Raw genomic sequence first — 13,004 nt, 5'->3', positions numbered from 1 at the left:
TTTCAGACATAACTATATGCTCAATAGAGCAACTTTTTTAAGAAAAAAGAATTCAGGACTAAAAGATTAGAGAGTAAAAAGAGGACTTCGTGCTGTACAGCACGAAGTCCTTCATGTTTTTAACAGGTTCGTCTCTCAGTATCAGGGGCATACAGAAGCCCACTCCCTACAACATCAAAACGCGTATCTCGGCATTTCCCATCTTCTGTATTTCGTTCATAGGCTTATGGAAATATACGCTCTGAATAGCCTTGTTGATAAGTCCGTGTCCCACGGCCAACACTGTTTTGCCGGGATAAGCAACTTTCAAATAAGTAATAAAGTTCCGGGCGCGCGATTTCATCTGTTCCAGAGTCTCTATATCGTCGGGCCACTCCACATCCTTCAGCGTAGGGATAAACTTGCCCGTAAAACTTCCCCAATCACGTTCGCGCAATAAACCCGTAGTCTCTACTCCCTTTCCATGCGGTTCGGCTATGATGCGACAGGTGTCCATCGCACGCTTCAAGTCGCTGGCAACAAATATGTCTATCTGCTCGCCGGCCATCCTGTCGCGCACATCTTTGGCTTGTTCCAAGCCGCGCTCATTCAGTTGTCCCGGCTCTTGTCCTTGTAAAATCTGCGCAACATTGTCTACGGTCTCACCGTGACGTACCAAATACAATTTTGTCATACATCTGATTTTCTACAGCAAAAGTACACATTAATAGAACAAACACCAAACAACTCATCCCAGTATCCTGAAATGAGACAATAAAATAGACATAAGAAATAATCAGAAAAACACTTGGACTTTTCGCTTATTTATATTACATTTGTATGCCTATACTATAAGATAAGGACAAAAATATGGAAACGATGACAGCAAGAAAGTCGGCATATTTCAGACTTAATGCCGAACTACTAGAGACATTGAAGCGACATGCCAAGGCTGCCAACAGTAGCCTGAACAATTATGTGGAAAACGTGCTGTTCGATGCCATGTACTTTGAGCCTAACGATGAGACAAAGATTGCTATTGAAGAAGCCATGTCAGGAAAGCCTGCTGCTGGCACACTTGACATTTCGAGTTTTGACACATTTGTGAAATCTATTTCAGAAATCGATGAAGAAGATTGAGTATAGCGCTAAGGCAAAGAAAGACCTGAAACGCTATCGACACAAGGCTCACGACCTGGAAGAATTATTCAAACTCCTGCAAATACTGGCTTTCGGCCAAAACATTCCTGCAACTTATCATCCTCATTTTCTACATGGCGAATACGAAGGCTGTATGGAGTGTCATATTAAAAGTGATTTTCTGCTCATATGGATAGATGAAGATTCGTCAACAATACGAGTATTAAGACTTGGCAGCCACTCCGAACTTTTCAAAAAATACTGATTTTGTCCCACGCTCTTGAAGAAGAACGTGGGATATTTGTTTTTACTACAACATCTTTCCTAGTTCCACTTCATAAACTATACATTAATGTTTTTCATCTTTCGATGACATAAACTAGGTAAAACTCTACTTTTTTAGAAAAACATCGAGCATAATCTACGTTTTTTCTATATATTTGTAGCATGAAAGTTTTGCAAAGTTCATTCTTCAGAGCCATCTGTGCTATCATCGTAGGTGCGCTCATTATCCAGTATCGCGAGCAGACCGTTACATGGATTACCATCGCTATCGGCGTATTGTTCTTCCTGTCGGGCGTCATTTCGCTGGCTGCCTACTACGCTTCCAAGCGCAAGACGGGCGATGTGGAGGCCTTCGATACTGACGGAAATCAGATTTCCGGACTCCGCCCCAGTTTTCCCCTGGTAGGCTTGGGCAGCTTGATTCTAGGTGTCATCCTGGCTTTCCTGCCTACCACATTCGTCACCGGACTGATGTATATTCTTGCTGCCATCCTCGTATTAGGTGCTATCAGTCAGTACGTGGTGCTGGCCGGTGTGACGAAGATTGCCCGTATCGGTTTCTTCTATTGGCTTCTGCCGTCTGTCATCCTGCTCATAGCCATCTTTGTGATGGTAAAACCTATGGAATCGGCAGCCACACCGCTGTTCATCATCGGGTGGTGTATGATTCTCTATGGAGTGACAGAGTGCATCCAGTCTATCAAGATTTACCAGTGTCGAAGGAAATATAAGGCCACCATAGAGGCTACGCAGAAGCCCATCGTCACGGCTACTGAAACCGAAGAAAAGGCGCAAGACGTGACAGAATAGAACTATCAACGTATTATAACAACTCCTTATAATATCTAAATTCGAGCTATTATGCAAGAAATATGAAGGCAATATTTGCACAATTCATATTTCTTGCATAATTTTGTAGCATAAGTTATTAACTCTCTCCAAATTCTTATTTGGCAGAATATTAATGAGAAAAAGCAGAAACATACGCACTGTCTACGCCTGGGTGCTGCTCATAGCATTCATGGCCGTACTGGGTATCAAGGACTTTCACGTCCATGACAGCCTTGACAGTGAGCTTACTCAGACTCATCAAGATCAAGGAACGGCAGCTTTCAACGCCGTCTGCCACATCTGTGACTTCGTGCTTCACAAGGCAGATGTTGCCAAGCCGACCACTTATCAGCCCATTCTGTGCTATATCGTGGTCACTCCTTACCACTTCGTACAGCAAACTGTTTATCGCCATATTGATGCCATAAACAGCCATTCTCCTCCTTTCATGGCATAAGATATGCCATGATTCGGGTGACGCATGCCCCCGCTATAGGGATAAGATGCGTTCTATCCTATGCTCACCAAGCGTTTTTCTATGCAGGGAAACCTGTGCAGCATTCATTTTCTGTATAACATATTCAAATGAAACGAAGAACATTTGCGTATCGCACATACGCGACTGCTCTTGGTGTAATGGTTGCCATAACCATGCCACACGAGGTATGGGCCACGGCAGATAAGGTACTGCCAAATGGTGCAGATACGTCATCCATACGCCAAGAACAGCACATTCACGAAGTTGTAGTGACCGGCCGACGCCGACTCACGAGTGTAAATACGGTATCGACCCAACTTTCCAAAGCTGCCATAGACCAGTCAATGGGGCTGTCGCTCGCCTCTATGCTGGAGCAAGTGAGCGGTGTCAGTTCCATCCATACGGGTACGATGGTGGCCAAACCTGTCATCAATGGTATGTATGGCAATCGCATCCTAATTGTCAACAACGGCGTCAGACAGACCGGACAACAGTGGGGAGCTGACCATGCACCCGAAATCGACAAGAACAGCAGTTCTACGATAGAGGTGGTAAAGGGTGCCGAAGCCGTGAGATACGGCTCTGAAGCACTTGGTGGCATCATTGTCATGGAGCAGAGCAAACTGCCTTATGGCGAGAAAAACGTACACGGACGCATTGCTACCATGTATGGCAGCAACGGCCAGCGCTACTCTGCCGTAGGTACAGCCGAAGGTGCTTTCTCGTCGTTTGCATGGCGCGTACAAGGTACGTATGCCAACAGTGGCGACCAGAAAACGGCCCATTATCTGCTCAACAATACCGGTTCGCGCGAATTCGACCTTTCTGCCGGTATCGGATATCAGAGTCGCAAGCTGCGCGCGGAGGCTTACTACAGTCGATACAACCTGAAACTGGGCGTCATGCGGAGTGCCCAGATGGGTAGTATCGACCTGCTGAAAGAACGCATTGAACTTGGACAACCGGTAGATGTATATCCGTTTTCGCGCCATATAGACTACCCCATGCAGGAAATTATCCACCAGACGGCCATCGGAAAGATATATTATCAGCCAGGGAAGATAGGTAACTTTTTCTGGCAAACAGCCTATCAAGACGATGACCGAACGGAGAATCGCATTCGTCGAATGAACCATTCGAACATCCCAGCGGTAAGTCTGCATCTACACTCTCTGCTCAACCAACTGCGCTGGGACAAGAGTTATGGCAGCTGGAAAAGTGAAGCCGGTACACAGATGGCTTATATCAAGAATACCAATCAGGCCGGAACAGGCGTTGTTCCCATTATTCCGAATTACACTGAGACAACATTTGGTCTCTATGCAGTGCAAAAATACAGTCATCGGCAGTGGGACGCTGAAGCCGGCGTACGATTTGATTACCAAAAAACCAAGGCCAGCGGATACGACTGGACCGGCACGCTCTATGGCGGAACACGCAACTTCGGCAACTTCACCTATAGCCTGGGAGGACGTTATCGCATAGATAATCACTGGACCGTCACATCTAATATGGGCCTGGCCTGGCGTGCCCCCCACGTCTACGAGCTTTACAGCAACGGCAACGAACTGGGTTCAGGAATGTTCGTTCATGGCGATTCGACGATGAACTCCGAGCGAAGCTATAAATGGGTGACATCAGTCCAATACCACAACGACTGGATGGAAGCACGCATAGACGGTTACCTGCAATGGGTAGACAACTATATCTACGATGCCCCGACCCATCAGAATATCATCGTCATATCAGGTGCTTATCCCGTATTCCAGTATCGACAGACTGCGGCTTTCTTCCGTGGAATAGATTTGGACTTCCGTTTCCAACCCTTACCCACAGTCACCTACCATGCCATGACCTCTTTCATCTGGGCCAACGAGCGTAGCACCGGCAACTATCTGCCATACATACCTTCCACTCGTTTCGACCACCATTTGAAGTGGATGCCGCATGTGGACGACCGCATATCGGCCTGGACAGAGGTCAACCATCGCTTTGTAGCCCGACAAAGACACTTCAATCCAGAGGCCGACCTCATCAATTTCGCCCCCCCATCGTACAACCTCTACGGCTTGGAAATAGGCATCAACTATGCGATGAAGAACGAACAGCGCCTCAAACTGCTCATCTCTGCCGACAACATCTTTAACAAAGAATACAAGGAATATACCAACCGTGCCCGCTACTACGCCCACGATATGGGCCGGGATATTCGTTGCACACTATCATGGATATTCTAACAACATAGTATTAATTATATAAACCAAACAACAATGAAAAGAAACTTTTTAAAAACAGCAGCATTCCTGTTGATGGGATTAGCTGCCACAATGGCTTTCACTGCATGTAGTAACGATCCTGAAACGCCACAAGACGAACGAAAGAACAAACTACACGAAGACCCTGCAAAGATGGAAATACAGCTTGTAGAATGCCATTTGCACGTAGACTGGAACGACATACAAGAGGTAGGTGGTCCTCATCAGAACACAGAATCAGACAAGACGAAGTTCATGAAGAAGATTCAGACCATCACATACCAGAATGTTGCTGGCAAAGGATGGCAGTTGGCTGAGGGAAGTCAGAAGAAATTCTACGTCATGAAGAACGGAGATTACTATCAAGATCCTAAAGAGAAACAGCACTATCGACCTGCTCCTGTATACTTGCTCTTCATCAAATACTACAACACAGCAGGCAAAATCATCAACCACGAATTCATGACAGAGGACCAAGCACGTATCCATCAGCACTTCTTTACGCCTGTTAACGTGAAGTCTTTCGTAGATGGCAAGCCCGAAACCGATAATGCCGACAAGTCAGAACTCATTGATTACCTCTATACCGATACAACACCGTGGGACGGAACCAAGAAGGATAAAACGGCAGAAATCACCGGTAAGCAGAACCCTGTAGGCTTCAAGGGTGTCATCAGATTCCTTAAAAATGACAAGGAGTTCGACCTCAAGATTCGTCTTTTCCACGGTTTCAAGGGCAAGACCGACCCTAAGACCAACCAGTTCTGTCCGTTCAACAAACCGTCCAGCTCGCTGATTCAGAGTGGCGAATGGGACGTGAATATTGATGTACCCTTCGTTGTATACATGGACAGAGACAACATGTTTGTTGATATAGAAGATAACAGCGATTTGTCAAAGCTCAAAGAGTCTGACCTTGACGAAGACAGCAACGATACTTTACACCGTATCATGAAGGCGTACGGAATAAGTTGGGCCGAAGCATTGCAGGACTATTACTACTACACTTTCACCAAAGGACACTCCAATGGTGGTATCTGGCTGTAAGAACAAGAAAATCAGTACTTCTACCCTAATAAACAGGGGAGATAAAAGACTTCATTGACAGCCCGGAGGGCTACCCATTCATAGCCGGGGACAATCGAGCGAAAGCGAGATTGTCTCCGGTTATTGTTTGTATCTATAATTCCAGTCTGGCAAGACTGCCCCCAAACTATTTATACACAGATTATATATAGGGGAGTCTTTCTGACTCAATTATCTTCTGCCGACTTGTCCGTAGGTTTCCACTCCGTTCCAACCTACGGCAATGAAAAGATTGTCCTTCGGACAAGGAGACGTAGCATCATGATTGATTATAGATGGTAATAACTACCATTTATATTTGACACTCCATCCTTTTGATTAATTCAGAGTCTGCTTATTCCTTTGGCACTAGCCCTTCGATATATTTACAGACGATACTGATACCTGTAACGTTATCTCCACCTTGCGGTATAATCAGATCGGCATAGCGTTTCGTAGGTTCAATAAACTGCTCGTGCATAGGCTTGAGTACCTCCAGATAGCGGTCTACGACCATCTGCACCGTCCGTCCACGTTCAATGATATCGCGCTGGATGTTACGGATGAGCCGCTCATCGGAGTCGCAATCCACAAATATCTTCAGGTCCATCATGTCGCGCAACTTTTTGTTGAGCAGCGTCATAATCCCCTCGACGATTATCACTGGACGCGGTTCTACGTGGATGGTTTCGGGCAAACGGTTACATTTCAGATAAGAGTAAGTGGGCTGTTCCACGGCTATTCCTTCGCTCAAATCCTTCATCTGTTTCACAAGCAACTTCCAGTCGAACGCATCGGGATGGTCGAAATTGATGGCATGGCGCTCTTCTTCGGTCATCTCCGTGGTGTCATTATAATACGAATCGAGCGGAACCACGGCCACATAGTGTGGTGGTAAGGCCTCAACTATCTTGCGTACAACGGTAGATTTACCGCTACCCGTACCTCCGGCAATGCCGATAATGGTTATTTTATCAGTTTCCTTGTTCATAGTATGTCATCAAACATTTTTTGGTAATAGGCAGCCTTCTTCTCCACGGCCAGCGGATAGGCCCGCGAACTGCTGGGCATGCGATAGAGACGGAGCACACGTCCTTCGAATTCGAACTCGGTATAATGCCCCATAGCAGGCTTCTCGGTGATACCATAGTGGCTCGTAAACACGCTTGTAGCCAACTGCCCGGCAGCCAGCACACCCTGACAATCGGGCAAACTGCTCAGCATTCCGTCCAAGTCGGCCCGTTCTACGATTTCCAAATCCTTATCCGACGCATTATTCTTGGTACGGCGAATACGCAAAGCGGTATCGAATAGCGCCACACGGCGCTCCAAGAGCATCTGCTTGATACCCTCCACATCAAACGTCTTCTGTTCCTGGCGCACAAAATGATTCTTATCGCCATAGAAGCAGAGGCCGAAAATGCGCCACATATCATTCTGGAAATTGGGATAATAAAACTCCATGCACCACCGCTTGGGAGCAGGTGGGAACGTACCCAGCATCAGCAGACGTGCATCAGTGGGCAGCCACGGTTCAAAAGGATGAACTTCTATCTCTTGCATTATCGTGCAAATATACGGCTTTTTCCATGAAAAGGTTAATTAACCATTACGAAAAACGAACCATAAAGAAATAATGAAACAATTATTTGGCAGCCTGCGGAATAATTCGTAATTTTGCACTTCGAATTGATTATAGCAAGATTAATTATCAAACAATAATATTAAAACGAAATGAAAAAAGGTATTCATCCAGAAAACTATCGCCCCGTCGTATTCAAGGATATGTCCAACGGCGATATGTTCCTTTCAAAATCTACATGCAAGGCTAATGATACAGTAGAATTTGAAGGTGAGACTTACCCAGTGGTAAAGATTGAAATCTCCAGCACCTCGCATCCATTCTATACGGGCAAGAGCAAGCTGGTCGACACAGCTGGTCGCGTAGACCGCTTCATGAACCGTTACGGTAAGCTGAAGAAGTAATATATCTTTTCAGAGTATATATTCCGATGTAAATGCGGTAGAAAGTAGTTGCATATGCTTTCTATCGCATTTCTTTTTTAAAAGAGCCTATTTTGGCTTACTGCAAAGCCTTGGCAGCATTGCTGAACAGGCCTTGCAGCAACACTGCCAAGGCCCTGCAGAAAACAGAGTGGATTGGGCTGCCGATGAGAACTCTAAATATTGGCAACGAGAAACAGGAAGTTGTCAAAATGCCAATGCCCGTCATTGCCATTTATCATCAATAATAATGCTGCACCACTTGTCCGAAAGATAACCTCTGCATGGCCGTAGGTTGGAACATAGTAGAAACCTACGGAAAACTCTGTAGCAGACTTTCGAGTCTGAAAGATTCCCCCAGTAAATACTACTCCATACCACAGGGCAGTCTTATCAGACTGATTCATTGAACCGAAAACAATCCGGAGACAACCTCGCTTTCGCTCGATTGTCTCCGGATATGCAGGTGGTAGCCCTTCGGGCTATCAATAAAGTTGTTTGATATTCCTCAATTTATGCTACAGATGGCACTTCTGCGTATCTTATTTCGTTCTGAATATACGCTTGGGCAATTCTACATCGCGCTTCACCGAGCGGCTCATGGCATCATTGTATCCCTTGGCATAATAGCCCGAATCCCAAGTATCGTACCACTCATCATAGCCGTAATAATAGTAACGGTTCCAGTTAGGCGATGATGTATGTGCCAGCTGGAAGTCTACAGTCTGGTTTCCGGAATAGATAGAACCGCTGAAAGAGTAGTCGCTCAGGCTATAGTCGAAGATTCTTATATCAGTGCCTTCTTCTACAAAATGCACGTAAATCGTACCATTGTTCACCGTCCAAGTGATGTGGTTGGCAATATAATCATAAGGAGCATTGCTGTAATAGTCTACCCAGACGCCCGACGTAAAGTCTATCTCAGAGTAGGTAGCATCATAGGTGCGCCCTGAATAATTAGACGATACGTACATATTGCCCTTCCATGTACCTTCCAGGGTATATCCAATCTCTGCATCTTCATCGCAAGAAACAAAAGAGAATGACAGGACAGCTATCGCTATCATCGTCATGAGTGTAGAAATCTTCTTCATCATTATATTCGTTTTGTGTATTATTACTTTGTTTTTATCTCTGATGCAAAGATAGATATAGTTTGCTGCCACATCTCATCTATTTCCATATTAGGCAGTAGGGATTTCCCTACTCTTTAAAGTCAAACCCCGCAGGAAATAACTTTAATTAGCATATCCGGATGCTTGCTTATCGCTATTTTTCCGTATTTTTGCATGTATTGAGACAATAGATTTATTTAAAATACAGACAAGAAAAAGATGAAAACGGTTTACGAATTCTCCGTCAAAGACAGAAAAGGCAGCGCTGTATCACTGAAAGAGTATGCCAATGAGGTGCTCCTGATTGTCAACACAGCTACAAAATGCGGTTTTACGCCCCAATACGAAGAATTAGAAAAGCTTTACGAGAAATTCCATTCACAAGGTTTTGAAATATTGGATTTTCCTTGCAATCAGTTCGGACAACAGGCTCCGGGTACCGATGAGAGCATACACAGCTTCTGTAAGCTCACCTATGGTACGGAATTTCCACGTTTTAAGAAAATCAAGGTGAACGGCGACGATGCCGACGAACTATTCAAATTCTTGAAAGAACAAAAGGGATTTGCCGGTTGGGACGAATCTCACCCACTCTATCCCATCCTCGACAAGATGCTTAGCGAGGCCGACCCGGATTACAAGGAGAAGGCTGACATCAAGTGGAACTTTACCAAGTTCCTCGTCAACAAGAAAGGACAAGTGGTCGCTCGATTCGAACCTACTGAGCCGATTTCAAATATTGCCCAGCAAATAGAAGAACTCTTGTAGGAATACAGACCAATATATAGAGAAAGGGGACGGTGCTTACACCGTCCCCTTTTGTTGTTTATAGATAGTCCATCTATTTCCCTTCCCTGCCATCCACAATCCCGCAAACGTGAGAAAACCGTTGAGCATGAGCAGCTCATAGCCGAATTTATAGCCTAAAAGTTGACTACACAAGGTGTCAACAGCGAAACATAGCAAGGGAGCTAATACTGCAATGTAAGGCACTAACTGGTCGTTGGTCTGCCTACGAGTGAGCAATCCGAAAGCAAACAAGCCTAGTAGCGGACCATAAGTATAGGAACAAAGCACATAAATGGCATCTAGCACACTGGTAGAATTCAATGCCCGGAATATCAAGATAAACACGACGAACACCAAAGCCAGCAGTCTGTGGGTGCGACGACGCAGAAGTTCGTCGTCCGGACGGTTCTTTATATCCACACAGAAACTTGTGGTCAGAGCTGTCAAGGCACTGTCGGCACTGGAGAAACTGGCCGCCACGATACCGATAGTGAACAGAATTGTCACCGTCATGCCCAACCGTCCCGTGGCAGCAAACATGGGCAACAGCTCGTCTCCCATTGCAGGCAGGGCCACGCCTTGCCTTGTTGCCAACTGGGTAAGCAGTACTCCAAGCGACAAGAACAGCAGATTGGCCGGCACGAAGGCCAGTCCATAGGTACACATGTCTTTCTGTGCCTCGCGTAAAGTCTTGCAAGTGAGATTCTTCTGCATCATATCTTGGTCGAGTCCCGTCATCACTATCACGACAAAGATACCGCTCAGAAACTGTTTCCAAAAGTTCTGTCGGCTCACCCAATCGTCGAAAACAAATACCCTGCTGTGCGCATCCGCCACGATGGCATGCACGGCTTGGGGCAACGCAAAGTCCAGCTCGCCTATCACATTATATATAATAAGGAGCAAAGCAGTAAACATACAAGTCGTCTGGAAAGTGTCGGTCCATACCAAAGTCTTGATACCGCCCCGATGGGTATAAAGCCATATCAGGCCCACCATGCAGACAACCGTCAGCGGAAAGGGAATGCCCAGGGCATCGAGGACGAAGCGTTGCAGGATGATACACACGACATAGAAGCGGACGGCAGCCCCCGTCATCTTCGACAAGAGGAAGAACAAGGCGCTCGTCAGGTAAGAACGCTTGCCCAACCGCTCTTGCAAATACGAGTAGATAGTGGGCTTTCGCAACTGATAATATACCGGTAGAAGCAGGAATGCCACCGCCAGATAGCCGAAGATAAAGCCTATACACATCTGAAGATAGGTCATGTCGGTCTTCAGCATCATGCCCGGAACCGATACAAAGGTCACTCCCGATATGGAAGCACCGACCATTCCAAAGGCCACCATGTACCAGGGCGACCGTCGATCGGCACTGAAAAAGATGGAATTAGTAGACTTGCGGGCTGTCAGCCGGCTGAATATCAGCAGACAACAGAAATATATCAAAACAGTGAGAAGTATCAACATAGTGCAAAGGTAGCTGGTTTTAGGCAAGCAGACAAATCCATACACATTTAAAAGCATTGTATTTTACTGACAAACCTCTGTTTACATGGTAGCAGAAAAGTTCGTCCAAAAGGTTTGCCAGCTCTCGAAAAAAGCAGTATATTTGCAATGATTTATAAACAAGATATAGATGAAACAGAAGAAATTCCTCCTTCAAGAGAAGGATATCCCTACACAGTGGTACAACATACAGGCCGATATGCCTACCAAACCATTACCCCCACTGAACCCCACCACGCGTGAACCTATGTCTGCGGAAGACTTGTCGCGCATCTTCAGTGCCGAGTGTTCCAAGCAAGAACTGGATTGCACAAACGCATGGATAGACATTCCCGAAGAGGTACGCGACAAGTATAGCTACTATCGTTCGACTCCGCTGGTGCGTGCCTATGCACTGGAAGAGGCGCTGGATACTCCTGCCCACATCTATTTCAAGAATGAAAGCACCAACCCACTAGGCTCTCATAAGATTAATTCGGCTATTCCGCAATGCTACTACTGCAAACAAGAGGGAGACACCAACGTCACCACAGAGACCGGAGCAGGTCAGTGGGGCGCAGCATTGTCGTATGCTGCAAGCATCTACGGGTTGAGTGCGGCTGTCTATCAGGTGAAAATCAGCATGCAGCAGAAGCCCTATCGCTCCAGCATCATGCGTACATTCGGGGCTACGGTAGAAGGTTCGCCCTCCATGTCTACCCGTGCCGGGAAAGACATCATCACCCGTGAACCCAATCATCTTGGCTCACTGGGTACTGCCATATCCGAAGCTATCGAACTGGCAACGACTACACCGCATTGCAAATATACGCTCGGTTCGGTGCTCAACCACGTAGCTTTACACCAGACCGTTATCGGACTGGAGGCCGAAAAGCAGATGGAAATGGCCGGAGAATATCCCGACAAGGTGATTGCATGCTTCGGTGGAGGCAGCAACTTCGGCGGACTGGCATTCCCATTCATGCGCCACAATATTCTCGAAGGCAAGAAAACCGAGTTCATCGCAGCCGAGCCGGAGAGCTGTCCGAAGCTGACCCGCGGTAAGTTCGAGTACGATTTCGGTGACGAGGCAGGCTATACTCCATTGCTGCCTATGTACACACTGGGACACGATTTCAAACCCGCGAACATCCATGCAGGCGGTTTGCGCTACCACGGAGCGGGTATGATTATCAGTCAACTGATTCGCGACAACTACATGCACGGCGTAGATATCCCACAGTTGGAAAGCTTTGAAGCCGGAATGCTGTTCGCCCGGACCGAAGGAATCATCCCTGCACCGGAGAGTTGCCATGCCATTGCCGCCACTATCAGAGAAGCTCTGCGGGCTAAAGAAGCCGGCAAACAAGAGAATATCCTGTTCTGCCTGTCCGGTCATGGACTCATCGACATGACTGCCTACGACTCTTATATCAACGGCGACTTGCACAATTACGCCGTCAGCGACAGCGAAATCAAGAGCAATCTCTCCGCAGTTCCCGACATAAAGATATAATACGACAACATATTATCTCCTTGAAGCCCTCACAAACGAGACTTCAGGGAGATTTTTTT

General features: G+C 46.4%; 15 protein-coding genes. 9 read left to right on the top strand and 6 right to left on the bottom strand.

Going from position 1 to position 13,004, the window contains the following annotated elements; translation table 11 throughout:
- Positions 1-166: 166 nt before the first annotated feature.
- A complete protein-coding gene (locus tag ACZ42L_RS00845) occupies positions 167-673 on the bottom strand; it encodes a histidine phosphatase family protein (RefSeq protein WP_464699869.1) in 507 nt (168 codons plus the stop codon).
- A gap of 185 nt (positions 674-858) precedes the next feature.
- Between ACZ42L_RS00845 and ACZ42L_RS00840 the strand changes: the two genes are divergently transcribed.
- From ACZ42L_RS00840 to ACZ42L_RS00815, 6 genes are all read left to right on the top strand, one after another.
- Complete coding sequence (locus ACZ42L_RS00840; RefSeq protein ID WP_464716362.1) at positions 859-1,119, top strand: toxin-antitoxin system protein; 261 nt, start codon at positions 859-861, stop codon at positions 1,117-1,119.
- Entirely contained in the window at positions 1,106-1,384 is a 279-nt protein-coding gene (locus ACZ42L_RS00835) for a type II toxin-antitoxin system YafQ family toxin (RefSeq protein WP_464699865.1), read from the top strand. Before ACZ42L_RS00840 ends, ACZ42L_RS00835 begins: the two co-directional genes overlap by 14 nt.
- A 182-nt stretch (positions 1,385-1,566) precedes the next feature.
- The gene (locus ACZ42L_RS00830) at positions 1,567-2,214 is read left to right on the top strand and encodes an HdeD family acid-resistance protein (protein ID WP_464699863.1); all 648 of its coding nucleotides are present in this window, start codon (positions 1,567-1,569) and stop codon (positions 2,212-2,214) included.
- 154 nt (positions 2,215-2,368) lie between these two features.
- A complete protein-coding gene (locus ACZ42L_RS00825; RefSeq protein WP_464699861.1) occupies positions 2,369-2,692 on the top strand; it encodes a hypothetical protein in 324 nt (107 codons plus the stop codon).
- A gap of 194 nt (positions 2,693-2,886) precedes the next feature.
- Positions 2,887-4,950: a TonB-dependent receptor gene (locus ACZ42L_RS00820; protein WP_464716963.1), complete on the top strand. Its 2,064-nt coding sequence runs from the start codon at positions 2,887-2,889 to the stop codon at positions 4,948-4,950.
- A 33-nt stretch (positions 4,951-4,983) separates the two neighbouring features.
- Positions 4,984-6,015, top strand: a complete 1,032-nt coding sequence (locus ACZ42L_RS00815) for a hypothetical protein (RefSeq protein ID WP_464706372.1) — start codon at positions 4,984-4,986, stop codon at positions 6,013-6,015.
- A 373-nt stretch (positions 6,016-6,388) separates the two neighbouring features.
- Here ACZ42L_RS00815 and udk read toward each other — a convergent pair whose 3' ends face one another.
- Entirely contained in the window at positions 6,389-7,024 is a 636-nt protein-coding gene (udk, locus tag ACZ42L_RS00810) for a uridine kinase (RefSeq protein ID WP_464706371.1), read from the bottom strand.
- Entirely contained in the window at positions 7,021-7,596 is a 576-nt protein-coding gene (locus tag ACZ42L_RS00805) for a uracil-DNA glycosylase family protein (protein WP_464716361.1), read from the bottom strand. The genes udk and ACZ42L_RS00805 overlap by 4 nt, the downstream gene beginning before the upstream one ends.
- Before the next feature lie 171 nt (positions 7,597-7,767).
- Between ACZ42L_RS00805 and ACZ42L_RS00800 the strand changes: the two genes are divergently transcribed.
- Entirely contained in the window at positions 7,768-8,019 is a 252-nt protein-coding gene (locus ACZ42L_RS00800) for a type B 50S ribosomal protein L31 (protein ID WP_464699854.1), read from the top strand.
- Between the two features lie 194 nt (positions 8,020-8,213).
- Here ACZ42L_RS00800 and ACZ42L_RS00795 read toward each other — a convergent pair whose 3' ends face one another.
- Together ACZ42L_RS00795 and ACZ42L_RS00790 are read right to left on the bottom strand one after the other, a co-directional pair.
- Positions 8,214-8,444, bottom strand: coding sequence for a hypothetical protein (locus ACZ42L_RS00795; RefSeq protein ID WP_464716360.1), 231 nt, complete (start codon positions 8,442-8,444; stop codon positions 8,214-8,216).
- A 135-nt stretch (positions 8,445-8,579) separates the two neighbouring features.
- On the bottom strand, positions 8,580-9,134 hold the full coding sequence (locus tag ACZ42L_RS00790; RefSeq protein ID WP_464699850.1) for a hypothetical protein: 555 nt from the start codon (positions 9,132-9,134) through the stop codon (positions 8,580-8,582).
- 237 nt (positions 9,135-9,371) lie between these two features.
- Between ACZ42L_RS00790 and ACZ42L_RS00785 the strand changes: the two genes are divergently transcribed.
- Positions 9,372-9,920: a glutathione peroxidase gene (locus ACZ42L_RS00785; RefSeq protein WP_464716359.1), complete on the top strand. Its 549-nt coding sequence runs from the start codon at positions 9,372-9,374 to the stop codon at positions 9,918-9,920.
- Between the two features lie 36 nt (positions 9,921-9,956).
- Here ACZ42L_RS00785 and ACZ42L_RS00780 read toward each other — a convergent pair whose 3' ends face one another.
- Positions 9,957-11,411 (bottom strand): sodium:solute symporter, encoded by a 1,455-nt coding sequence (locus ACZ42L_RS00780; protein ID WP_464716358.1) that lies wholly within the window; start codon positions 11,409-11,411, stop codon positions 9,957-9,959.
- Between the two features lie 169 nt (positions 11,412-11,580).
- Here ACZ42L_RS00780 and ACZ42L_RS00775 point away from each other — a divergent pair, with 169 nt between their 5' ends.
- On the top strand, positions 11,581-12,945 hold the full coding sequence (locus tag ACZ42L_RS00775) for a TrpB-like pyridoxal phosphate-dependent enzyme (protein ID WP_464699844.1): 1,365 nt from the start codon (positions 11,581-11,583) through the stop codon (positions 12,943-12,945).
- Positions 12,946-13,004: the final 59 nt, after the last annotated feature.

The sequence above is a fragment of the Prevotella mikamonis genome, from assembly GCF_055381405.1.
The sequence above is the reverse complement of the archived record's forward strand: the minus strand, read 5'-3'. Positions and strand labels throughout refer to the sequence as shown.